At 47.0% G+C, this 22,760-nt stretch carries 19 protein-coding genes; 3 read left to right on the top strand and 16 right to left on the bottom strand.

Annotation, left to right across the window (positions count from 1 at the left end):
• Positions 1-52: 52 nt before the first annotated feature.
• The 16 genes from HA050_RS20325 to HA050_RS20250 form a co-directional block, all read right to left on the bottom strand.
• Positions 53-388: a hypothetical protein gene (locus HA050_RS20325; protein WP_166830176.1), complete on the bottom strand. Its 336-nt coding sequence runs from the start codon at positions 386-388 to the stop codon at positions 53-55.
• A 74-nt stretch (positions 389-462) separates the two neighbouring features.
• Complete coding sequence (locus tag HA050_RS20320) at positions 463-1,572, bottom strand: DUF6708 domain-containing protein (RefSeq protein ID WP_166830175.1); 1,110 nt, start codon at positions 1,570-1,572, stop codon at positions 463-465.
• Between the two features lie 11 nt (positions 1,573-1,583).
• Positions 1,584-4,469 carry a T6SS effector BTH_I2691 family protein gene (locus tag HA050_RS20315; protein WP_166830174.1) on the bottom strand — a complete coding sequence of 962 codons (2,886 nt, stop codon included), beginning with the start codon at positions 4,467-4,469 and terminating at the stop codon, positions 1,584-1,586.
• On the bottom strand, positions 4,466-5,461 hold the full coding sequence (locus tag HA050_RS20310) for a DUF4123 domain-containing protein (protein WP_166830173.1): 996 nt from the start codon (positions 5,459-5,461) through the stop codon (positions 4,466-4,468). The genes HA050_RS20315 and HA050_RS20310 overlap by 4 nt, the downstream gene beginning before the upstream one ends.
• Before the next feature lie 17 nt (positions 5,462-5,478).
• Positions 5,479-8,130 (bottom strand): type VI secretion system Vgr family protein, encoded by a 2,652-nt coding sequence (tssI, locus tag HA050_RS20305; protein WP_166830172.1) that lies wholly within the window; start codon positions 8,128-8,130, stop codon positions 5,479-5,481.
• A 350-nt stretch (positions 8,131-8,480) separates the two neighbouring features.
• Positions 8,481-9,413, bottom strand: a complete 933-nt coding sequence (locus HA050_RS20300; protein ID WP_166830171.1) for a hypothetical protein — start codon at positions 9,411-9,413, stop codon at positions 8,481-8,483.
• A gap of 434 nt (positions 9,414-9,847) precedes the next feature.
• Positions 9,848-11,347 (bottom strand): ApeA N-terminal domain 1-containing protein, encoded by a 1,500-nt coding sequence (locus HA050_RS20295; RefSeq protein ID WP_166830170.1) that lies wholly within the window; start codon positions 11,345-11,347, stop codon positions 9,848-9,850.
• A 233-nt stretch (positions 11,348-11,580) separates the two neighbouring features.
• The gene (locus tag HA050_RS20290; RefSeq protein WP_166830169.1) at positions 11,581-13,389 is read right to left on the bottom strand and encodes a DUF927 domain-containing protein; all 1,809 of its coding nucleotides are present in this window, start codon (positions 13,387-13,389) and stop codon (positions 11,581-11,583) included.
• The gene (locus HA050_RS20285) at positions 13,386-14,447 is read right to left on the bottom strand and encodes a DUF7146 domain-containing protein (protein ID WP_166830168.1); all 1,062 of its coding nucleotides are present in this window, start codon (positions 14,445-14,447) and stop codon (positions 13,386-13,388) included. Before HA050_RS20285 ends, HA050_RS20290 begins: the two co-directional genes overlap by 4 nt.
• Complete coding sequence (locus HA050_RS20280; RefSeq protein WP_166830167.1) at positions 14,444-14,656, bottom strand: hypothetical protein; 213 nt, start codon at positions 14,654-14,656, stop codon at positions 14,444-14,446. Before HA050_RS20280 ends, HA050_RS20285 begins: the two co-directional genes overlap by 4 nt.
• Before the next feature lie 96 nt (positions 14,657-14,752).
• The gene (locus HA050_RS20275) at positions 14,753-14,947 is read right to left on the bottom strand and encodes a hypothetical protein (RefSeq protein ID WP_166830165.1); all 195 of its coding nucleotides are present in this window, start codon (positions 14,945-14,947) and stop codon (positions 14,753-14,755) included.
• Complete coding sequence (locus HA050_RS20270) at positions 14,947-15,177, bottom strand: helix-turn-helix transcriptional regulator (RefSeq protein WP_166830164.1); 231 nt, start codon at positions 15,175-15,177, stop codon at positions 14,947-14,949. Before HA050_RS20270 ends, HA050_RS20275 begins: the two co-directional genes overlap by 1 nt.
• 84 nt (positions 15,178-15,261) lie before the next feature.
• Positions 15,262-16,146, bottom strand: coding sequence for a hypothetical protein (locus HA050_RS20265; protein WP_166830163.1), 885 nt, complete (start codon positions 16,144-16,146; stop codon positions 15,262-15,264).
• A gap of 224 nt (positions 16,147-16,370) precedes the next feature.
• Positions 16,371-17,873, bottom strand: a complete 1,503-nt coding sequence (locus HA050_RS20260) for a tyrosine-type recombinase/integrase (RefSeq protein ID WP_166830162.1) — start codon at positions 17,871-17,873, stop codon at positions 16,371-16,373.
• A gap of 451 nt (positions 17,874-18,324) precedes the next feature.
• Positions 18,325-18,945, bottom strand: a complete 621-nt coding sequence (locus HA050_RS20255; protein WP_166830161.1) for a hypothetical protein — start codon at positions 18,943-18,945, stop codon at positions 18,325-18,327.
• Between the two features lie 186 nt (positions 18,946-19,131).
• Positions 19,132-19,917: a M949_RS01915 family surface polysaccharide biosynthesis protein gene (locus tag HA050_RS20250; RefSeq protein WP_166830160.1), complete on the bottom strand. Its 786-nt coding sequence runs from the start codon at positions 19,915-19,917 to the stop codon at positions 19,132-19,134.
• A 291-nt stretch (positions 19,918-20,208) separates the two neighbouring features.
• Between HA050_RS20250 and HA050_RS20245 the strand changes: the two genes are divergently transcribed.
• The 3 genes from HA050_RS20245 to HA050_RS20235 all read left to right on the top strand — a co-directional run bounded on the left by HA050_RS20245 (position 20,209) and on the right by HA050_RS20235 (position 22,653).
• Complete coding sequence (locus HA050_RS20245) at positions 20,209-21,012, top strand: ABC transporter substrate-binding protein (protein WP_205836525.1); 804 nt, start codon at positions 20,209-20,211, stop codon at positions 21,010-21,012.
• 226 nt (positions 21,013-21,238) lie between these two features.
• Entirely contained in the window at positions 21,239-21,973 is a 735-nt protein-coding gene (locus HA050_RS20240) for an amino acid ABC transporter permease (RefSeq protein WP_166830159.1), read from the top strand.
• Positions 21,970-22,653, top strand: a complete 684-nt coding sequence (locus HA050_RS20235; protein ID WP_166830158.1) for an amino acid ABC transporter permease — start codon at positions 21,970-21,972, stop codon at positions 22,651-22,653. Before HA050_RS20240 ends, HA050_RS20235 begins: the two co-directional genes overlap by 4 nt.
• Positions 22,654-22,760 lie beyond the last annotated feature (107 nt).

Here is a 22,760-nt window from a genome sequence, read left to right as displayed (position 1 = left end):
ATATTTTGGGCGTTAAGTCTTGTGAGGAATACAAACGTGATCATTCTGCTTTTTAATCCGGCATTCGTCTAAAAATAATATTTTCATTGTGCCTGATAACAATTTGTACATCTGTAGAGGCAAGCTCCAGCAGCTTGCCTCTTAAATTGTAAGAAAACTGTACCTCGCCTTTACCTCTGAACTTTATGTAATGGGATACCGAATCAAATAGTGGTGTAATTTCGTGCTTAGCAATATCAACAATATTTTCAATGCCAACAGATTTAATGCTCGTTAAATCCATGCTGATTGAATCTTTAGAAGAAAAAACCAAAACCCCTTCTGAGTTGGTAATTATATCCATCGTGTCATCAGGGGTTATTTTTATCAGTTTTTCATTGTTTGGCATAAAAAATATTTTGTAGTTGATCCCGTTTCTTTTAAAACTAATTTACTAATCATGAGCAACAGCAGCGCTGCGGCTTATTTTTTTGGCAGTAATGGCTCCCCCCACTCTGCACGGATTTCTGGGGGAAATGGGGCTTCGAATGCGGTTTTATGCGAAAGCCAATTAAAGGTGCCCCAGAGTAAATACAAGGGGCCAAAGATAGGGAAAAACAAAAAGGATATCACCACAAAAATAGGATGGTCCTGATTCCACTTTTTTATTTTTGGACCATATGGGCCAATACACCCCATGGATTGCCACCAACTATTAGGGGCGGCTTCGGCTAAAGACTCACCAACAGGCAAGGCCGGGCCGTTTTCTTCCATATAGGCATGCAGATACGTCCATAATGCTTGAACGGAATATTCACTCATGACCAGTGGATTACCAATGGTAAAGAAGTCAACAAAGTCTGGTATTGCCTCATGCTTTAGCATTTGATCCCAAGCTTTATCCTGATCACTTTTTGCCGCTTGTTTTTGTGCAAAATCAGGATCTTTAATCCCCACACCTAGGGTGTGAACCGTCGATGGTAATTGCCCCAGCATCACAACTTTTGAAACATAAACAAAGATTAAAGAATCCCAATCGTATTCAACAATTACGGTAGGCCAAGCATAAAATGGATTTCGTTTTTTTAAGCTATTTCTAACGTAATCAATAAGACCAGGTAAATCTCTAAAAACACGGTAAACTTTTTTCTTTTTCTTATCAAAAAACAAGCTGTCGTTTTTAAGGGAAAACATATCCGCCCTTAGCGGATATAGCCCAAAATGAAAAGAAACCATAACGAAAAAAACACTGAATATGAACATGACCAATTCGAAAATGAAAAGAACTGGGTCCGTATCAGAAAAAAACGATGTAAATGAATAAGCGCTATACAGCATCACGGGGAAAAACCCAAAAATGATGAGCATTGCAAACACAGATACAAGACCACGCTGGTAATGTGTGGTACTAGCCAGCTCGATAGCTGCTGGATAGATCGTTTTAACTTCGCTCAGCGTACTGCCACTTTGCCGCGTGGTTGTTTTCTTATTCAGATATGTGACGATGCCTAAGCTAGATACATCGATCATTGCTGGCGGATATTCACCTTGCAGTACACGATAAGCAGTGGTGGTTGCCGTATTTGATGTCATTTTTAATAAGCTCACGGATATTTAATCGAGGCGGGTGCAGATTTATTTAAGGGCGAAGATTTATTTGCGGCCGAAGGTTTTTTTTCTTCATATTTAATTTGAGGTTCAGATTCAGTTTGGCTGCTCTTTTTTAAAGCTTTAAACAAAGCTTTTTCTTCTTCTGCCGATGAATTAAACCTATTTGCCTTACCAAAAAAGCAATCTTCGGCCCAATCCTGTAGCGCGGTAGGCGTAAGCATTGCAGAGCCAGAATATAAAAGTACACCCAGCCCCATTAAAACCAAGGCCCAGCCAGTTAAGCTCAGGCCCAAAATAGCAATCCCCCCTTCGGTGGCCACCGCTGTGGCAGAAATAATCTTCCCTGTTCGCACCCATATAAGCACCACCTCGAAAGTTGCCCCGACACCTGTTAATCCACCTGCAACATATAAAGCACCGGTACTTTTCCAAGCAGATGCCGCGTATTTGTCATTGCGTTTGGAACGCTCCCCCGCAAAAACAAAAGCCTGCACACCATCTACCAACAAAGCCCCCCAGCCTGCAAAACCACCTACGGTTTTCAGTGCCATTGTAAGAGCACCATGCTTCGCAAATTGCGCCGCAGCAATGCCCGCCAATTCCCCGGTGGCCCCAACCGTACCCGAGCCATTGCTGGCAATGCCAAACCAAGCATCGCGCAAGGCTTTTTGATCTTCTGGGCTGGCAGCAGCTAAAGATTGAAGGCTGCCATTTAAGCCCAGCATTTGCAGGGATAAAAAGCCGATGGCAATGCGGCCTTCTGCCTTGATAAAGACCGCTTTACTACCACGCCAGCTGTTCTCTTTTAAATTATATAAGGCTTCTTTGGCCGTCTCTGCCACGTGGCTTTGCTGCGCAAACATTTTGCCAAAATCCTCTGACGATACTTTTTGTATCCCCTCTAAGCCTTGTGCGGTTAAATTAAGTTTCGAGACTTTGAGGGATACTTTTTCAGCGTCTTTTAGGGCTGTGGCGCTTTGTGTTGCTTGCTTCAGCTTATCGGTATCGGTGAGTACATGCAGTTCAATCAGGCTTTGCTTGCGCATGCTATTCAGCAGTTTTTTACTTGGCGTATAACGCTTACTAGCAAGCAATGCAATCGCCTCGTCAAAAGGTAAGAACACACTGACTAATAGGGGCCGAGGCTTGATCCTGGTGTTATCAAGCACACTAGCCAGAATATGCTCCATATTATGGCCAAGCAAAGTCATGCCCAGTAACTTACCTTCTATAGCTTTAAAGCTACTGTGCTCGCTCGCGTAGCCAACCGCCCCGCCAATTAGCGCTGTAGAAACGCCCTGATGAAAGCCAAAGACCGCCTCATTCAGCCAGCTAAACTTAGGGCTAAGCTGTGGCATAAGTAAGTCTTTGAGCAAATTATAGGTTTTGGCCTGATTATCTTCGGCCACATATTCAAACAGCGATTTTTGATTAGAAAGCTGTGCACGCAGCATCACGGCATCCTGCTCACTAATTTTTTTGATTGCCTGTTTATATGCAAGCTCAGCGCTGCCAGGGCCCAAGCTGCCCCCGCCGTAAACATGAAAAGCCTCCTCGCTATAGCAAGCCCCCGCACTATGGTGGGTTTGCTTAGGATCGTTCGGGTCATTTTCATCAAAATGCAGGGCAAAACAATCCGTCACGTTTTTTTGAGATGCTGCGACGTAATCATCATCGTATGAGGTGATGATCTGATCCATCTCAGCCATTTTTTTATCGTACTCAAGCATAAACTGCGCACGTTTTGGCTCATCAAAATAAGTACATAGTTTTGCCCAGTCTGTTTGGGTGCGCTCATTAGCCTTCGTCTTACGGAGTGCATCATCTTCCAGCTGATAAACCTCTCCCATACTCGCGGGTGTAACAGGTTGACCCGCATGAGTTGGCTTCCATACGGTGTCTTTTAGGCTGGGTCGAAAAGAGGGGTTAAGCTTATTTTTGTCATATAGCGCTTTATTCATTGAGCCAATACGTCTTTGTGCCCCATCGAACAAGGTGGTTCCAGTCTTCTTATAATGATCCTCACCGATACAATTTTTTACCCCAAGAAGAAAACCTGAGCATATGACACCCCGGCTGTAAAGGGCAGCAACTTCATTTTTTCTTACCAGAGCACGCATACGCAAGTGATTGAGTTCGGCAGAAACCGCCACCGGGTCATGCAGGGCAAACACAAGGCCTTTATCTTTGGTCTTGGGATGCATATTGCCCAATTGCTGCATATGGCCATTCAGCTGATCCAGCGCGCCTGCTTCGCCTTTAAAGGGGAAGTAGGGATCCGCATCTTTGCCTGGGTTTACATTGCTCAGCGCATATTCAGCAACAAATTTCCCGGGGCTTTCTGCCTTGGCAACAAATGCATTATCTGGTGCTTTTCCACTGTCTAAGTAGGCTTTAACATCAAGGCATTGCATAACTTTTGGATTGGCCTGATTGGCTTTTTTTAGCTTGTCATTCCATAAGTTGGCGCTATAAGCCAGCCATATTTTCCCCGTTTTATGCGCTTGGGGAATCGTCAGCAAACGCACTTTATGCAAATGGCCGGATTTATCACAAGAAAAAGGCTCTGCTAAATAAAAGGAGGGATGTGAGGCAGAGTACAGCGCCCCTTCTGGCGTAATCCGGTAAATATCCCAGCCATCTTTTTTGCCTGCTGGCGGGGTTTCATAAAACACATATAAATAGCCCCGGCGCAGGGTTCGCAGTACATAGCGCGATTGCTTGGGCGTAGCAAGCTGAGCCGCTTTTTGCGCAATGGCGTGCGAAAGCAGCTTTGCACTGCCGGGTGGCTGTAAATCTGCTTTATTCGCAATCACTGAGGGGCGCACCAATAGAATAGGCAGGCCACTTTTTTCACATGCTCTACAGGTATCTGTCATTGGTTTTCTTTAGGTGGTAAGTGCAGCATGATCTGATCCCATTGGCTTTCTGTGATTTCAGCCAAGGCGGCATTCAAAGGCGTTTGAGTTTCTTTGGCGTTTTTAAAAATGGCAGCCATGGACGGGTGCCGCCAAAGCTGCGGATATCGATCCGCATAGAGGGCAAAGGCCACTTGATCATCGATTTGCGGCCAGCCAGATTCCCTTGCTGTTTTAACCCATAGCCGTGCATTTAAAAACATCTCGGCATAGGGGGCTGATCGTGTGGCATACCATTGCACTAATGTTCGGTTAATTGCCTCGGCATCGAGTATTGTTTCTGCTTCATGGGGCTTTAATTCCAGCGTTGCCTTGCTGCCCCCGGTGCTTTTCAGCCGGGTGACTCTGCCGTCAACAGATAATAAATACCAGTTGGAAACAGGCCCAAGCCACAGACTGATGCGCTCTTCGCCCAGCAGCGCTAAAAGCAAGGGCAATGTTCTGGGGTCGCCTGCTCTTAAATAGCGTTTACCTGCGTGCCCCTTTATTCTTTGCTGCATCATTCTGGCCAGCCAAGCTGCCAGCTCTTCGCTACTCGCATGGCTTTGCAGCCAGGCGCATACAGGCAGCCAGCCAAAGCCTCTCTTCAGCAGTACCAGATTATTTTCTAAGGCAATCTGAATAGACTCAGCAAACAAAGGGTCTTCTTTGCCCTGCAATTGCACTAAATAGGGCAATTGGGCATAAGGCAATGGCGGCTCGTTAAAAGTCAGCATGGTGATGCTTCGCCCGTCCCATGCTTCTGTGCGGGAGTCTTGCAGTGTAGGTGTGTTTTCTGGCGGCGCAGCATCTGGCCCGCCATCCAAGGGGCGTGGCTCGCCCAGCATGGGATCAATCAGCAGATAAAGAGCGCCGTCTTGTTTTGACGATCCAATTTGTGCTGCCAGCTGCGTAATATGAGTCGGCTCTATAGCCAGTGGCGGCCATGGGTCAAAGAGTGCTGTGTTTTGCATTAATTTTGGCCTGTGTATCAAAGAACGGCTGCGCCGCCCGCAGCGGCATCTTTCATTTTTTGTGAACAATCCTTAGCTTTAACAAAAGGCACAAATTGGGGCGTTAAGCTCGCTGGCCCGCTCATATCATGATTTGCACCTTTCACCGTGACCGCACCGGGGCAATGAATCTCGATATTGCCGCCTTTTAGCCGGATATATCCGCCACCAGCCGTAACTAAAACTTCATCTTTCGCCGAAATACTGAGCAGCCCCTTGCAAGCAGTTACTTTCAGGTCTTTATCACCAGTGATTTCGATATCGTCGCTCTGCGCCTGCAGCTGGATTTTGCCTTTGGCTGCGATTAGCTTTAGCGCGATTTTGTCTTTTACACCGGCTACAAACAGGCTGATGTGTGATCCTGCGTTATGTATCCAGCGGCGGCCGGAGGTTTGGTTGCTGTCTCTTTGCGCGACAAAATCAAGGTTGGTGCCTGCGGAGAGCGTTTGGCTTTGCGGGCTGGTGATGGCGATACCGTCTTCCCCATGCAGCAGGATGATGTTCTGCTGGCCTGCCTGATCTTTGGATTTAGTTTTGCCGTCTTTATCGGTGTTGCTGCCTGCTTCCAGGCTTTTGCTGGCATGCACGTGGTGATACAAATGGCCGGTGCTGGCCTTGCTGCCTGCACTGTTGTCTGCCTCTACGTTTTTGCCTTCGTCGCCAGTTTCTATGGTGTCCGCAAGTTGATTGGTGGCTGTTTCACCCAAGCTTTGTGCCAGTGCCAGCGCGGATTCAAGCTGGCTTTGCACGGGGCTGTGGTCAAGTTGTTTGCCACTGGCGCCGCTTTTGGCTTCGGTGCTGATCAAGAGGCCATGGGCGCGGATTGCGCCCTGATTGTCGGTGCGCAGCTCGAAGCCCTCGCCGCGTGGTTCACCCTTGCCGTCGGTTCTTGGGTGGATTAAATAGCCGAGGTTAAGCTGGGTTTTTCCGTGCTCGCTGGATAATTTGGTACGGACTTCGCCTTTTGTATCATCAAACAGCAGCTCGCCGTACTGGCCACCTTCATGTTCTTTGGTTTTGATGCCGGATAAGGTTTTGTTGGCAGGCAGTGCGCCTGCGCCGCTGAAGGCGGGCACAGGGTGGCTGCCGTTATAAACGACCCCAGTGACTACAGGGCGGTCGATATCGCCTTCAACAAAGCTGATGGTCACTTCCTGGCCGATGCGCGGGATGAACTGATGCCCCCAGCCTGCCCCCGCCGATGGCGCGGCAACACGTATCCAGCAGGATGATTTGTCATCCAGATTTGCGCCAAACTCAGGGTGCTCAGCGGCACGCTGCCAGTGAAATTGTACTTTTATTCTCCCCTGCTCGTCGGTATGGACTTCTGAACCTGCAGGGCCAACCACCGTAGCAGTTTGCAAGCCCAGGCTGGTGGGTTTGGTAAATTCTTGCCCGCCCAGATGACTAAGCACTGGCTGGCCACGTCTTTGGGCGGTGAAGTCGGCCTGGTAAGGGGGATTCTTCGCGGACGAAGCCACGCCTGCGAGCAAGCTGGGAGCAATAAGGCCAAGTTCCCGGGTTAAATCTGCCGGTAAATTATTGTTTGCAGTGAATGTCAGCCCGGTAATGGCAAATTCGCGCTGCTCTGCGCTATCCCATTCGTGCGCGGGGTGATCCTCCAGACGGAACCACTGCCCTGCCTGCAGGCTGCGCAATGTACCAGAGCCGGTAAATGATTTCTTTTGCCCGTCTAAAGCATCCTGACGCAGCTTGGCATCATTACTGAGCTGATCCGAATCGCTGGCGTAATAATGCGTTTGCGGGTCGTAATATTCGAGGCTGGATTGTATTTGCTGCCCGCCATCGCCCTGATCAATGGCGCTGTCGCTTAAGCTGTGGCTGGTATTGGCGGCTTTGTAATCAAAGCTGGCAAGGGCTACCGAGCTGCTGCCAATTTGCCGCTGGCTGTTCCACCCGGTGAGCGAATCGCTTTCTTCTGTGGCGTCCGAGCGGTGGAATCGCACCGCAGATTCTGCTGCTTCGGGCAGGCCAAAAGCATCATCAAATACAATAAGCTGAACCTGAGGTGTGTCTCCGGCCAAATGCTCAAAGCGCCATGCCAGGCCGCTTTCTTTCATTAAGCGGCACAAAAAGGCGTAGTCATCTTCGCGGTATTGCAGGCAGTAAGAGCGCGGCGGGTATTCTGCTGACAGTTTGAAATCCAGTGTTTGTACCGAGGCAAACACAGGATTTTTGGCCTGATGCTCTGCCAGTACCTGCTTAATCAAATCTGGAATGGATAAATCCTGGAATACGCGTGAAGTGCGGCGGTATCTGAGCAGCGCGAATGGCGGCTCTACCGTAATAGAGTATTTAGCGAAGCCGCCATCCGAGCCTAAAAGCTGCGCCTGCGAGATCACGCCACAGCGCTCAACCGCATCGCCATTGGCATCGGCCACTGCCAGAACAACCGGCAGGCCAAGCAGCGATTTAAGCTCTAAAGCCGCATCGGATGAGAGGCAATCAATCTGATAACGATAAGCCTGATTAATCCCCTCGCTGCCTGTTACGCGCTGAGGTAAAAGCTGCTCGCCCCATGCTGCGCCATCGCCCAGTTGCAAAGAGATTAAACGCTGATCCTGGCTAAACGCAGAGGCAAACGAAGCAAGCAGATCACTAAGATTCATAATAAATCAACGATGTATGGCGACCGCAAAATATTACACGAAGCTTTAGTGCACCTGTTTTATGATTTACCTTGTTTGTGTATATTCACTAATTTATCAGCCAATCAATGTAAGCAAAACAATGTATGCGCTAAATATGAATATGTAGAACTATCAAAAAATAGTAAGAGTCATTAAAGTTGGGAGAGGTAATACCAGACTTCCACTGTTCTAATAGTGGTGCGACTATTTGGTATTAGGATGCTGATCAAAGGTAGTTTATGAGAGGTGCAAAGCCGATAGCTGGGGTAAAGAGATGAAAGCATGGGGTATCCGTTTACATGAGCGCCCCTTACCTTTCATTCAATCCATTAATGCCCTTGAAACAAGCAGCAATATACATGGCATTGACATTGCTCTTGGCTGCGAGAATATTCAAATTTGCTTATTTCATCGCTCATAAGTTGATCAAAGTCGGGATCATCTTCGTCATCTGTGATCATGCCTTCGGTGACAAAAGGGACGATTTGATTAAGTTCGTCTTTGCTGAGTGGATATAAGCCAAATTGCCCGCAGCAATCTGCGATAAGCTGGTTAATCGCCCCCCACGCACCTACAGAATAGTTGTCTATTAAAATACCATGTGCATCATCACTTACTGGAGACCAAATATGATATTGCAAATCATAAGCAGGAAATACGGTGCTCAATGTGAGGTAGCAGGACACATAGGTTTTTCCTGTTTTTTTTGCCCAAGTTAGTCGGGCAGGCCAAGGGAGATTTGGCTGCTGTACTTCAAATATGTGTCCTTTCGCAATACGCTCTAATTGAGACCATTGGTTAAAATGATTATCTTCTAATTGAGCACCCAGCACCGGTAATTGAGTATTGAGTGCCTTTTGTATTGGCCCTATATAGGTGAAATTGCACTGCTCTTTACTAATGTGTTGTAGCTGGCCGTGTGGATAGCAAGCTTTGATTCGAGCTTCCAGCTCTGGCCGTAATGGTTTAACTCTCTGCTTTATACGCTCCCAGCTATTTAGGCTTGAATAGTGCCCTGATTCAACCATTGCAATCGCAGCTTCAATGCTTTCTGCATTGTGTAGCCACTCGCAAGGCTGATCAACGAGGTGCTCAGGCGGTAATACGGCGATCTCAGCCAAATGATCTTGATGCCAAGCCAGCCAATAGCCATTGCTGGTTTTTGCAAAAAACTTATCTCTTAAATATTGACGAATACTCTCATCACCAGCAGACATTTTCCATGCAATGTTTAGTCGGAAGCCTTTGAAGAAGAAAGCCATATTTCAACCTTGAATAATGTATTTTTCAGCACCACGATAAAATGCACTAGCAATTTCCAAACCCTATTTATCACACTAAGGATATCGCTATTTGTAATTGAAGTCCTATCAAGGATAAATATTTTTATTGGTTCTAGGTTTATACAAGTAAAAAAATGATGCATACACTGCATATCTGCATACATATCACTTTAAGCCGCATATTTGCTAGGTTTTTGCGTATGCAGTAAGCAAAAATGCACTGCATACCCGCTTGCTTTACTGCACGCCTCTCTACCCCCTTCTTTTTACCCCACTGCATACAACTCCCTAACTGCATACGCACTGCATACACTAAAAATCAATAAATATAGGGACTTAGATAGCTTGAATGCAGATATGCAGTGTATGCAGTGGGTTTTGCCCTTAGGTAACTATGTTCATACATACCCTAATCAATCTAGTTTTTGAGTTAAGCTTAGAAGCTCAGATGATGAGCTCCCGTATTCAACCTTGAAACGACCAAAAGTGTGCCGCATGCCGTGTTGCCCATTACTCCATATTTGAGTCTCCCATCCAGATTCAATCAGATCAGAAGCGGTAAAGATAAACTCAAGAGCATCTGTAAGAAATGGCAATAGGTGCTCTATTTTGTCAAATTCAATTTCTTTTGATCCATGAACAAAGTAGTTACGACACTTCACCGCTATCGCAGCCACCTCATCTAGATTTTGAAAGTGGCAACCTAATTTCGAGTGAACAATATCTACTCTGTGAGCTACTTTCTTTGGAAGTGATGGTTTTCCGAGCCGACCAAGTGCGCCCAGTACGCTACTCCTATCTACTCCGTCAGGTATAGCTCTGAAAATCTTTTTACATTGATCTCGTGCTTCGACGATTTCACTTGATAACTCGTTTGATGTTGGTGTGGCATCTATAGGCAGGATGTCGAACATATTTGCTGCTGCAACAAGCCTGTCGGGCCCGTACTTGTTTCCTTCACGAAGGCAATTCAAGCTCCTTGATCGTGCTAAACGCCAAGTTGATTGGCGACTAATCCAATGGGTGAGCACATTGCTGAATTCTGCAGGGTGAGTGATTGCGTTAAGGGGAACATCCCTTGGATTTGGCTTGTCTACTGCATTTTTATCTGAGCATTTCCAGCGATAACTAGGATAAATAGACACTGCTTGGGGATATTCTTTGGTAGCTTCAATCGTGAATACTTGAATGTCGTTAATGCCTTGAGCACGGCCAGCTAAAATGGACAGAAAGCTAGCAATGTCATTCATTTTGATTATTGCTTCATCAAATGTAATCGGATTTTCAGGCTCGATAGAGATCAACATGCTGTTTTTTATGTTGAACCCTGACGGGCCTCCCATACTGTAACTTGGGCGATGACGTACCGATATTTTGCCAATCATTGTGGATATTTCCGCGATGCAAGTCTTTCCTGTGAAGTAGCTAACGATTGGCATATCTCCAGACTCAACTGGTCGATGAGTGCGTATATCTTTCAACACTATATCAATGATTGATTTGGCATCAATTACCTTACCAAATGCGTCAAAATCGTAAAAAATAGTTGATAGATCAGTCGTTGTGAATTCAATGGTTTTGATGTTGGCTTGGTTGGCAATGAGATGTGTTCGGCCAATTGCGACATAATGGGGGAAGATATCTGCGTGATAATTACTTGCTTCATTTTTCCAGAAAAAGTGTCCTGTGCTAGAGCAGAGGCAATCTATTAGGGTCAAATATTCCCCCGAATAAGCCATACCTTCAATATGCTTATCCGAGCCAGTAAGACTATCCAGCGGTTGATCTGAGTGTAGTTTGAGTAAAGTACTTGCACCCTTTAGTTGTAATTCGCCAGTAACTGCCCGCCCATCCTTCAGTGTGAAAGAACCTAAAAATCTTTTAGATTGCTTTCCAGTGTTCTTTTTACTCATAGATTAATTTGCCTGATTAGTTGTTGCTGTCGGATGTTTGCTTAGGGGCGGTCGCAACTTCAAGTTGCGTCAAATAAAACATCGGCTGATGTTTACTCTCGCACATCTCAAACGATGGTTGCGGCGCTGTGCAAACAGCTGGTCTATCGGGATGATTGAAGATTTTACACAACAAATTCTCATCCAGTTGAACACACGCTGTATGAGCTGGCTTAGTCTTAGGAGGGGTGTGTCTAGGTGTGATTTGTCGCCTCTGGTTCATCGCATAGGCGTAGCCGCATTTTATAACCTTGCCCTAATCTGCTACCGATTGCGGTTGACCAACCATCACGGCCTTGGGGTTTTTCTAGCATGCCCGCTTTATGTAAAACATCGCATGCTTTCTTCATTTCATACCCTTTGATTATTTCGTTTTTAAACGCGTGAGGCTGTACCAGAAAAACATCTCTGCCATCTTGAATGCGTTTATACCCCATTAGGTTTTGAGTGACTGGTTCTTTATCAGTCATCGGCAGCACCACAAAGCGTGAGAACTGATGCGATGCCAGTATCCCATTCGCTTGCTCAATCAGTCTTTCGTCATCACGGCTGCTCATGCCAAATACAGATAACCAGCGCTGCCATGTTGTTGCTACTGCCTGATAGGATTCTTCCACTGTCCAGCCCGTCAACTGCGCCTTTGCGGCCATTTCTAATGCCGCAGCCAAAATGGCAAACTTACGCGTCGCACGTTGCACTGTGGGGGCGGCATAGGCGGGTAGCTCCAGTAGCATGCGGTTTTCTGCTGCGCTTACTTGGTCTTTAACGCTGTCTTTATTGGCCATTAACCATTCGACAAACTCACGGCCTATGCTGCCGTAATGGCTGCGTGCTGCGGCAGTCAGTTTGATAGCAAAATCGCCGCCATTTTTACAACCATGAATGCTGTCAAACGCACGGTAGCGGCCCACATCGGCAGGAATATCCAGCATGCGGATTTCTTGTCCGCCCCGTACCGTATGGCCGCCTTCATTTAGAAACTGACTCATGGGGATTTCGCCGGTTGAAATCAAAGACATTAACCATGAGCGTTTAGCCCGATTGCCGCCATCTTTGTGGCCTTGGGTACGAGAAACCCCATTGAGCATGGTGTAAATGATGCTGCCCATTTTTTTACTATCTCCAGCGCCGATTTCATCCAAGTAAAGCATCATGCTATTAGAAAATTCCGCTGAATTAGTAAGGCCAACTCCTGTTCCATCCCAGGATTGCATTAACTTGACGGGGCTGCCCCATATGCTCGCTGCAACATCAGCACAGGTGGATTTACCACTGGATGTTTCGGTATGCAGGTGCAGGCCGATACCGTCACGAGCTTCAATTAGCTCTAATAGTGCTCCTGCTAATGAGCAAGCTACGGCGGTCATCGCTAGCGGATTGTCTTTTGCCAGTGCGCCTACGGTATTTCGCCACTCTGCCGACGTGCCGCGCTGGGCAAAGGCGGGCAGGTATGTTGCAGATGCGGGATACAATATTCTGCTTTCTGGAGTGCCTATGACTTCGCCGGTTGGTAGTACAAATGCCCCACATTTCCAGCCTGATTGATTGGCGATGAGATAGCGTGTTTGACCGCCTTGGCTTTGCAAGTAATCAGCCAGTTTTTCACGTGCGGCTCTACCCGATGCCACAGCTAAGCCTTTGCTGTTTAATAACTTCCAGCCGTCACGTTCGCCAATGTCCGCTGCTGCGAGTGCCAGCGTATGCTCTTGCTTGGTGAGAGAATCAGACCACTGCAATACGCGGGAATGATCGCCGTAATCATCAATCCCTTGCCCAATAACGGCCAGCGTTTTGCACAGACGCAATGGGGCTAAATTCTGTCTTTCACCAGTAGTGTGGTCAATCTTAGTGCCAACATAAATCAGATCGCTATTTTGTACGAAGTAATATTCGGTTACGCTATTGGCGCTAATTTCTGAGTCCGCTTTAGGTGCCAGGTAAGTGGTGTTATCTGGATTGGCGGTATTAAATTGAGAGATTGCATTCAAATTATTCAGCATCATGATATTGCTCTATTTAACTCATTGCTTAGTACGTCCAACCAATCTATGCCCGCTAACGGTGGTAATAGAACTTTGACTGCTTTGCCCATCGCAAGCTGCCTGGCCGCCAAAAAATAAGCACTTTCTTTGCCTGCATTTCGGTTCTTTTCATCAGGCAAGTCGTTATCGCCATATATCAGTACCTCACGCACATTGTCTGGTAGCACTACGTTTCTTAGCCCACCGGCAGAGATACACGCCCACACAGCTAAGCCCGTCATTCTATGTACGGCGATGGCGGTTTCTATCCCTTCTGTTAGCGCTAAGCGGCCATCCTCGCCAATCGGGAATAAGCGGCAAGCAGCACCACGGATTGCGCCTGTATGGGCTGATTGCAATTTCTTGCTAGGGGGGACTTCTCCATTAATAGCTGCGATATCGGCCTTGTGACCGGCTTGGCTTAGATAAATGCGATGAATACCAGCCAGTGAGCCATCAGGCTTTTGGATATGAGCGACTAGGGCAGGCCACACGCCTAGTTTGATGGGCTTATCTTCATCATTGCTATGCCAGTAATCCAAAGCACTGGCAAAGCGCAGCACACCACTGGCGGGCCAGTAATCTGCAGATAAGCCACGGTTGATGAGGTATTTACCAGCCGTATTACCGGTACGGATTTGCTGACAGTTATCCAATATCGCTTGTAACTTGGTGGTGTTGTCAATGACTGGGGGGGGAGGTTGCACAGGTATGACTGGCATTGCTAATCGTGGCCCATTTATATTGATGCCCAGTACTTTTGCTACTGCCATGATGGCTTTAGGAAAACTTAGGTCAAAGACATGCATAACCAAACTAAAGCCATCCCCTCCTTGCTTGTTCATGCCCCGGCAGGCAAAGCGACCATAATCAGCACCGTTGCCGCGAGATGTAAATTGAAACCTATCAACACCTCCGCACGCTGGGCATGGATGATTGCGGCCATCTAATAATTTGGGGTTGATCCCCATGCGGGTAAGAATAAGTGGCCAATATCCCTGAGAGGCTAGTTTGACTTGTTGGCTAAATGATTGATTCATGCTTTAGCTTCCTGCTTAGGGAAGGACCATGCATAACCCCTTGTTTTAGGCCGTAAGAGCTTAGCCTCAATAGCTATCGCTATGGCGTTTTGCTGTATTGAAATGCAGCGGGTCTTGCCCTTATTTAATTGCGCAGGAGTCTTAAAGATAGGTGCTTCAGCTTTTTTGGGCGTAGCAGTAGCCACACCCGTGATAAACGGGTATTTCATAAAATTGCTCTTTACAGGATTATTGGGACGATTACAGCAGCAAAAAGGGTATTTCTGACCTTGCTTCTATATCTGGTGGTACTTGGCTGAACCTCGCTATGCATGGAAACATGCCGCCATATCAAGCAGGATAATCACAGTGATTCTGACTGCAGCTGAGGCGAGCGATCTACAGGCAATTTCATTAGGAAGGTGATCAGTACCATCTTCTGTCTGATTCAATGTGGTTTGAATCTTGGTATAAGGGCTTAAATATGGCCCTGTATTACTAAGTGAGTGTAGCGCAGTCATTAGATGGTACCTTGCGTCTTAAGCCATTGCCTTACATCTTCTACACGCCATGCTGTTACGCGCTCAGATAACTTGACGGGGCTTGGAAAAGACCCCGCTCTGCATTTTCGCCACAAAGTAGTCGCAGAAAAAGGAACACAAGCGAGGACTGCAGGTTGCCGCACAAAGCCACTTACTGGCAGAGAGCCATAGGATGGGAGGGGGATTTTCGAATTGATATGCTGTGACATGTGGTGCTTCTTCTCGGAGAAAAAACGCCATGTTGGGGACCAAGTTATTAGAAGAAAACCCCTTTGCTAGCAGATCCTCTTTTTTTATTCTTTCCACCATCCCCTTGATAATTTAGCTTCGTGCTCCCATGGTTTACACCAGCCAATTATCGTATCTTTATCGATTGATAAATCTTTGAATTTTTCTAATATATGTTCTGCAAAATCAACCTTCTTTTTAAACATCTTCGGGTTGTTTTTCCAAGTATTCCATGTTGAATAGGCATTCTCTTTTATTTTTGAGTGGTGTGATCTTTTTGATTTTTCATATCCACCTTTTGCACGAATAGCCTTTGCATTTTTCTTTTCTATTTCTTTGATAAGTACTTCTGTTTTTTCAAATTCATCGAGATTAGCTATATCTTTGAATGAGAATAAAGAATAAGGGTCAATATATAGGGATTGAATAAGCTGGAAAGATTTTCTTTGATTGGATCTTGAATTGGAAGCATAAAAAAGGGCCAAATTGAATATGCTTTGAAAATTATCAGAGCTATGTTTTCCGATATCATTTCTGTTTTCTTCTGAAATTCCTAATTGTTCTAAGGCATCATTTGGGGCGCATAGCAGAAAAAGATCTATAATATCTTGATTTGTTGGTGTTCTTTTTGGTGGTTCTATTTGTGCTTCTTGTGGTGGTTGAGAAAATATATACCCACTTATCCAGAATATAGTATCAGGATCAATATATAGTGATTGGATTAGAGAGGCAGATTTTTTTTTATTAATCTTTGATTTACCAGCAAAAATTAAAGACATTCCAAAATATGCGTTAAAATCTGATGTATCCATGCTATCAAAGTTAGCTGCTGCGCTGCTTTGGTTCTCACTTGTAATGTTTAGTGATTTCAAAAGATGTTCGGGGCTACATAAAAGGAAAAGATCTACAAGATCTTTTCCAGTTGGTTTTCTCACGGAAAGTAGTGTCATTAACGCGTCCTATGGGCGTAATATTTTTTGTAATTACTATTATAAGTGATTCAATAAAGATTTTCTCGTGACCTAAACTTAGGTATAGCAAAATATATCGTGATCATTATGCCGATGCTATGGAGCCTCTTATATCATCATTAGTCGCAACATAATGTTTTTGCTCAGTTTTTGTAATTAATTAATTCTTTGATTTTGGCTATGATTAATTAATTTAGTTTGAATTAGCCTTCTTTTAGTTTAATGATGTTTTGAGATGTTGTAAGTGGCGCAGATCCTTCTTCGCATAAGGCTAGTGCTTCACCCCATTGATTAAGCGCATTGCAGCGATCCGCCCATCTTGAATATCTATCGTATTTGTCTGTTTCTCCACGAGTTTCTTTTTGTGAGTGGGCCAATATCTTTTGTACGATGTCCCAATTGCTGCCAGTTAATTCCATTAAGCGTGTGGCGGCGGTTCTGCGTAAATCGTATAACGCCCATTTTCCGCCTGTCAGATTGTAAAAATTATACTGGTCTATGGCTCGGCGTAATTTCATACGCTTTGCCAAATCGTCTCCGCTGTAGTGCTGGCGGGTGGCAATGTCAGTGCTTACATTATCTCTGCGAACGTGTGCGGCGTCTTTAAGTGGTGCTGGAAAAACAAAATCATTTACACGTATTGCCAGCATTAAGCTAATTTGTTTAAAGGCATAATCGCTCAGGTGTACATGGTGCATCTTGCGTTTTTTCATTGAGCCGGTGGGATAGATAACTACACGATGCTCAAGCGAAACCCAGTCCCACCGCAAGCGAACTGCTTGTGATGCTCTTACTCCGGTTGCCAGCATATAACGGATGATGCACTTTCCGGTAAGCGCTTGTGAAGATTTGGGCAGGCTTTTGCTGAGCAAATCTCTTAACTCGCTAAACTGTAAAGCGCGTCCTGCTTTATCGTCTTCACCATCTTGACCGATAATTTCAATGCCGTGTTTAATGATGTAATCATCGGCTTTAAAGTTTTCAGATTTTTGCCCATCTGTGACAACCTCTTGCCTCTTTGGGAGTTTGAAAGTCAGCAATCTATGATCATCAGTGACTAAGCCACGTTCCACCCCCCAGCCGATTAGTTGAATGAGTAAGGATAAAACACTTCGCGCTGTTGCTTTTTTTCCTTGGGAAGTTAGTTGGTCGTGTACTTCCATCAAAGGCACTTTATTCGCTTCTTCAATGGGGGTACTCCCAATGATGGGCGCAAGGTGGCATTGCCAGTGTGAACGCCTTACCGCTCTCCAATGAGCATCTAGTGTTACTCCATGAGTTTTATCCCATTGAGCATACAAATCGTTCATCGTGAGTTGCGCTGCTTTTGCTTGCACTGTGCGAATTTGCTCCGCCTCAGCGTCAAGTATGGCTTGTTTGCGTGCTGCCTCGGCTTCTGCCCGCACTTTCCGAGGGTCCAGGTTGGCATTTTTTTGTGCTCTACACCACGCGGCCCAACGCCTGGCTTCGGCAAGTTCATTTTTAGCTGTGGTTTCTTTCTCGTCCCGCTCGCTTTTATCTCCATTAATTGGGAAAACGCAGCGCTGGCCTTCCCATGTATAGCGGTACTGCCAGTACCGTCCTGATTGCGTGATTCGTAGTTCGAGTCCATCGCCATCGCGTAAGAATATTTCTTTTTCACCCTTGGCAATATTTTCTGGTGCGTTCTTGATGTCAGATTCGTAGCTGAGCTTATTCTTTGCCATAATCGTGCCCTATAGTTTCTATGGTTACTTTTATGGTTACAGTTTCATTAGGAATTATATAGACCCATGGCATGCCAAATTTAATAAGTCATTGTATTTGCTTGGTTTTGAAATTTAATGAAATGCCATGAAATACTAGATAGTCAGATTCCGAAGCTGAAGGTCGTAGGTTCGATTCCTACTGGGCGCACCAACTAAATATCAATAAAATCAAGGTTTACGGTTATCTGGCTGAATTTAAACCGCATGAAAAAGTGGTTTAAGCTTACACGTTACCTTGATTTTTTTTGCTCTGATGTATTTCCTCTTCTGCCTTAAATCCAGGCAAATTTCTTGTTTTTCTCTTTTTATTTTTTCCTGATCTGTCGTTATTTATCTTGTTTCTTGCGAATTTACATGTGACGGATACGCCAGGGGCGGGTTATTTCTATTGCATAGAGCAGGCAGGGGCTTACCTGTAGATATGCAGATCCAGCCCGACTGATGCCCAGCCCCGGCTGAAGTAGCCGCCGGAGAGGTATTGGTCTTTATTGGGGCCGATCAGGATCGCGCCATTGGGATCCATGATGCGGTCAACTCCGGTGTGCACAATAAAGTGCCCTTCGTAATAAGCGCTTGAGAAGAGCGGGCATGCAAGGGATTTGCTGATCATGCTGATGGTCAGATAATCAACGCCTAAAACCCCGCCCGGAAGGGCACAAGCGCAGCCGCAGGACCAATTCAGATTGCAGCTTGTTTGTAAGCCTAAGCGTAATGCAGGGTACCAGGGGCGGGTTGACCAGTTGCTGAGCATTTCTGTTGGGGCGTAAATCCGTGCATGGGGGTGCAGCCTTTTAAGATAAGCCGCAATATTGGCAGGTGTGCTGCCCAGGTTGTCAGTACAAGAGCAGGTGCGGGTGGCGTCCATGGCGAGGCGGATTTCATCGGCAACCGTTCCCCCAAGCTGAACATTTGGATCAACGGGGATATTCAGATCTTGATTTGCCAGCCAGTGCGAGACAAACACAGCGCATGCCGCACCACATAAAGGGCCGTTTCCCTGATTGATTGGGTTGTTGATATTAAAAGGCATTTCTAACTCCTTGCGTCAGATATTTGAATAAATTGACAAGGTAATCAGAAGTATAGGTGACAGTATTTGTTTATCGGCCCGCACACAGCTTCGTACCTGAATAAAGCGTGTTTAGGGTTTGTTTGATCATTGAAAGAGAAGTGTCCTGCTTCTTTGGGATGTGCTGCTGTTTCTAGTCCTGCCTGCTTACAGGCTCTTACGCCACTCTGCATCCTGCTGCTGCATCAACTTGTGCCACTGCTGGCGCATGGCGGGAAGAAAAGCCGGGGGGGCTCCGGCAAAATCCTTTTCATCTGCGTAGCAGCCTGGTAAAGGCAGCTCGTCAAAGCCCGCTGTTTTCTTGCTGTTTAGCAGAGCTTGCTGGCTGCTGCGGCTGCAGTCAGCAAGTAGTGGAGTACCTGACAGCTGCCCTGTATCTGCATCCCGCCATGTCACCCCGAAACGGTCTGTGCCCCGCAACCCGTATTTAGCCTTGCCTGCATGCAAAATAAGCTTGTAACTATGCGGGCTGACATCGCTGGTGCAGGTCTGGCTGTATCCAAGTATGGTTTCCATTACCCCGTCACCATCCAGATCGGCCACGCGGGTTGCGGCCGGATCAAACGCTGCAGCCACATCAAACATGCACTGCTCCACACCGTCCTGCAGCAACCACAGCCGCCTGGGTTTACCGGCACTGAGTACGTAATGGGCCGCGTAGACATGTGCATCACGTACATCATCAGATCCATCTTTTGATGGCTGAAAATCACCCTCAGCTTGGCTGAGCAACAACAGATTATCGCCACCTTTATCCTGCCAGCGTAATGCCTGCAGCAGCTTGCCCTGAATGCTGATTCCGGCGGGAATATCTTTCACTTTGCTTAGCAATGTAAGTGGGGCAGAAGCAGGGCTGCTATCTGCCTGCACCGGCTGGCTGGGTTGCTTGCATGCTGTAAGGGCCAGCAGCGCTGCCGCTAATAAAAATCGCATCTGGATATTCTCCTTATGCCAAAACGGATGATTCAAACTTTCATGATTCTTGTATCAAAAAAGCGCTTTGAGCGTATTTTACGCAAGATCTGCTAAAGCCACTTATCTCTTCAGGGTGTAAAGACCATGGTGATTTAATATTCTGTATTGTTATATAAATCAAATTTTAAAGTCTTTTTAAATATTTAGTCTGTCGGGCATGATGCATTCATTGCGGTTGATTACCAAATTCTGAATCTTAAATCTAAGGTTCACCTCAGTTTTCAATAAAACTTGATAAGAGAATAAATCATGAAACGCTCATTATTACTAGCTCTGGTCCTTACAACTATTGCTGGCCCAGCCTTGGCTGATAAGCTGGACGATATCAAAAAAGCGGGTGTATTACGTGTAGCTGCTTTTGACAGCAATCCGCCTTTTGGCTTTGTAAACGAAACCAGCCGCCAGTTGGTGGGCTTTGATGTGGAAATCGCTCAGGCGATTGCTAAAAAGCTGGGTGTAAAGCTGGAACTGCTGGCAACGAATCCGGCCAACCGCATCCCATTGCTGACTGCAAATAAAGTGGACTTGGTAGCTGCTAACTTTACGGTTACCGAAGAGCGCCGTAAGCAGGTTGAATTCAGCACACCCTACTTTGCCACCGGGCAAAAATTCATCGCCAGAAAAGGTGTGCTTAAAACCCCTGAAGACATCGCTAAGCTGCGTATCGGCGTAGATAAAGGCACCACGCAGGAAATCCTGCTGCGCGAAAAATACCCAAGCACGCCTGTAGTGGCTTATGACGATACGCCTTTAGCTTTCACCGCGCTGCGTAATGGCAATGTGCAAGCCATTACCCAGGATGACGCCAAGCTGCTGGCATTGCTGGCCAACGCGCCGGACAAAACCAAATACGAGATTTCCCCTTTTGCACTGACGCGTGAATATCAGGCCATTGGTATCCCGCGTGGCGAAGAGCGCCTGAGCAAAGAGGTGAACGACGCCTTGCTGGAGCTGGAAAAATCCGGCCAGGCGAAAAAGATTTACGATCACTGGTTTGGCCCGAAAAGCCGCGCAGCCTTACCGCGTGATTTCAAGATTGGTGACAAGGTTTAATTAAGCGATTCTCTCTCTGAGCCTTGAAAACAGGGTGTTTGCAAGGTAGCTGGAAGTGTTTTTTTGTAGGTGCAGTAAACAGGTATTCGCAATTTTCGGATGAAGCAGGAAGTGCCGTAATGAGCTTTACCTGCGTTTTAGACATTGTTTTATCTCCTGGTATCGACATTCTCGACTTTTAGCGCAAGGGTTCGCCCTTGCGCATTTTTTTATTGGAGTAAGGGAAATGAATCCCCCCGCATGGCTGGGCAATGGCTGGCTGGATTGGCCGCATATTCTGACGCTGGGCCAAGGCTTGCTGATTACCTTATTACTTTCTGTGGCCGTGATTTTTACAGGAACACTGGCGGGCGTGGTGCTGGGTATTGCCCGTTATCAGTCAGGCAGCCGGATTCTGGCACTGCCGCATCATCTGATCCGCAATATCCCGCTGCTGGTGCAAGTGCTGTTTTGGTATTTTGCCGTGGGCTCCTTGTTGCCCGAGGCGTGGATGCTCTGGCTGAACAGCCCGCATGCGCTCTGGCAGGCCGGGGATATTTTTCTTGGCCTGCCCTCGTTTGAGTTTATCGCCGCTTGGGTGGCCTTATCGCTCTACGCCATGGCGTTTATTGCCGAGGATATTCGCTCTGGCATGAATGCCGTGGGGCAGGGGCAGTGGAATGCAGGCCGGGCGCTGGGGCTGCGCCCACTGGATGTTTTGCGCTGGGTGATCTGGCCGCAGGCAATTAAAACGGCATGGCCGCCGCTCTTAGGGCAATGGCTGAACACCATAAAAAACACCTCGCTCACTATGGCCATTGGCGTGATGGAGCTCTCTTACCGCTCCCGCCAGATCGACGCCCAAACCCTGCTGACCTTCCAGTCTTTTGCCGTGGCCAGCGTGTTTTATGTGCTGCTGATTGTGCTGGTGCAGCGCACTTTGGCTGGCCCCGTGGCCAAACCTGTGCGGAGATGGGTATGAATACCGCCGTAATTAGCAATAATCTGCTGTTCTTTTTTGTCGGCGCATGGCCCAACGGCCCTCTGGGCGGCATCGCCCTGACGCTGATTCTGGCATCCAGCGCAGCTATCCTCGCCAGTATTTTAGGGCTGGTCTGGGGCATCAGCCTGACGCTCAGCCAGGGCTGGCTGCGGCGAATTTTGCTGGCCGTCTGCGAGCTGCTGCGCGCTATTCCGGTGTTGCTGCTGATTTTCTGGTGCTACTTCTTATTGCCGATTGCCTTTGGCATCGACATCCCCGGCGTGCTCACCGTGATTGCCGCGCTGTCGCTGGTTTCTGGCGCATATCTGGCTTACACCGTGCAATCGGGCATACGCGCCGTACCGGATGGCCAGTGGGAAGCTGCTCACGCCAGCGGCCTGAACCGCTATCAAGTCTTGCGCCTTGTCATCCTGCCGCAAGCCCTGCGTATTGTGCAGCCCTCCTTTGTAAATCAGTGGGTGGTGCTGGTGAAAGACACCTCGCTGGCCTATATCGTTGGCGTGGCCGAATTTACCTTCGTCGCCAGCCAAGTCAACAGCCGCGAGCAAGTCTACCCGCTGGAAGTCTTCGGCTTCATCGCCCTGGTGTACCTGCTGCTCTGCACCGCCGTGCAATGGCTGGGAAAGCGGGTGTTGGCCGGGCGTTTGGGTACGGCGTAAATGGAGAAGTGAGGCTTGAACATCTCGTTGGCGTTGTAATTTACGCTTGTATCAATTTCAGATTTCAATCTGTAAAGCTGCCTTTATCGCCATCCGCACCGGCGAGC

This window comes from Iodobacter violaceini (genome assembly GCF_011601265.1).
Classification (GTDB): domain Bacteria; phylum Pseudomonadota; class Gammaproteobacteria; order Burkholderiales; family Chitinibacteraceae; genus Iodobacter; species Iodobacter violaceini.
The sequence above is the reverse complement of the archived record's forward strand: the minus strand, read 5'-3'. Positions and strand labels throughout refer to the sequence as shown.

Excerpts from the sequence above, each read along its gene's own strand:
- HA050_RS20290 (WP_166830169.1), bottom strand. The coding sequence starts at position 13,389 with ATGATGCTGAATAATTTGAATGCAATCTCTCAATTTAATACCGCCAAT.
- HA050_RS20250 (WP_166830160.1), bottom strand. The coding sequence starts at position 19,917 with ATGCGATTTTTATTAGCGGCAGCGCTGCTGGCCCTTACAGCATGCAAG.
- HA050_RS20235 (WP_166830158.1), top strand. The coding sequence starts at position 21,970 with ATGAATACCGCCGTAATTAGCAATAATCTGCTGTTCTTTTTTGTCGGC.
- HA050_RS20270 (WP_166830164.1), bottom strand. The coding sequence starts at position 15,177 with ATGTCACAGCATATCAATTCGAAAATCCCCCTCCCATCCTATGGCTCT.
- HA050_RS20265 (WP_166830163.1), bottom strand. The coding sequence starts at position 16,146 with ATGACACTACTTTCCGTGAGAAAACCAACTGGAAAAGATCTTGTAGAT.
- HA050_RS20255 (WP_166830161.1), bottom strand. The coding sequence starts at position 18,945 with ATGCCTTTTAATATCAACAACCCAATCAATCAGGGAAACGGCCCTTTA.
- HA050_RS20315 (WP_166830174.1), bottom strand. The coding sequence starts at position 4,469 with ATGACAGATACCTGTAGAGCATGTGAAAAAAGTGGCCTGCCTATTCTA.
- HA050_RS20240 (WP_166830159.1), top strand. The coding sequence starts at position 21,239 with ATGAATCCCCCCGCATGGCTGGGCAATGGCTGGCTGGATTGGCCGCAT.
- HA050_RS20310 (WP_166830173.1), bottom strand. The coding sequence starts at position 5,461 with ATGCAAAACACAGCACTCTTTGACCCATGGCCGCCACTGGCTATAGAG.
- HA050_RS20260 (WP_166830162.1), bottom strand. The coding sequence starts at position 17,873 with ATGGCAAAGAATAAGCTCAGCTACGAATCTGACATCAAGAACGCACCA.
- HA050_RS20325 (WP_166830176.1), bottom strand. The coding sequence starts at position 388 with ATGCCAAACAATGAAAAACTGATAAAAATAACCCCTGATGACACGATG.
- HA050_RS20320 (WP_166830175.1), bottom strand. The coding sequence starts at position 1,572 with ATGACATCAAATACGGCAACCACCACTGCTTATCGTGTACTGCAAGGT.
- HA050_RS20275 (WP_166830165.1), bottom strand. The coding sequence starts at position 14,947 with ATGACTGCGCTACACTCACTTAGTAATACAGGGCCATATTTAAGCCCT.
- tssI (WP_166830172.1), bottom strand. The coding sequence starts at position 8,130 with ATGAATCTTAGTGATCTGCTTGCTTCGTTTGCCTCTGCGTTTAGCCAG.
- HA050_RS20300 (WP_166830171.1), bottom strand. The coding sequence starts at position 9,413 with ATGGCTTTCTTCTTCAAAGGCTTCCGACTAAACATTGCATGGAAAATG.
- HA050_RS20245 (WP_205836525.1), top strand. The coding sequence starts at position 20,209 with ATGAAACGCTCATTATTACTAGCTCTGGTCCTTACAACTATTGCTGGC.
- HA050_RS20285 (WP_166830168.1), bottom strand. The coding sequence starts at position 14,447 with ATGAATCAATCATTTAGCCAACAAGTCAAACTAGCCTCTCAGGGATAT.
- HA050_RS20295 (WP_166830170.1), bottom strand. The coding sequence starts at position 11,347 with ATGAGTAAAAAGAACACTGGAAAGCAATCTAAAAGATTTTTAGGTTCT.
- HA050_RS20280 (WP_166830167.1), bottom strand. The coding sequence starts at position 14,656 with ATGAAATACCCGTTTATCACGGGTGTGGCTACTGCTACGCCCAAAAAA.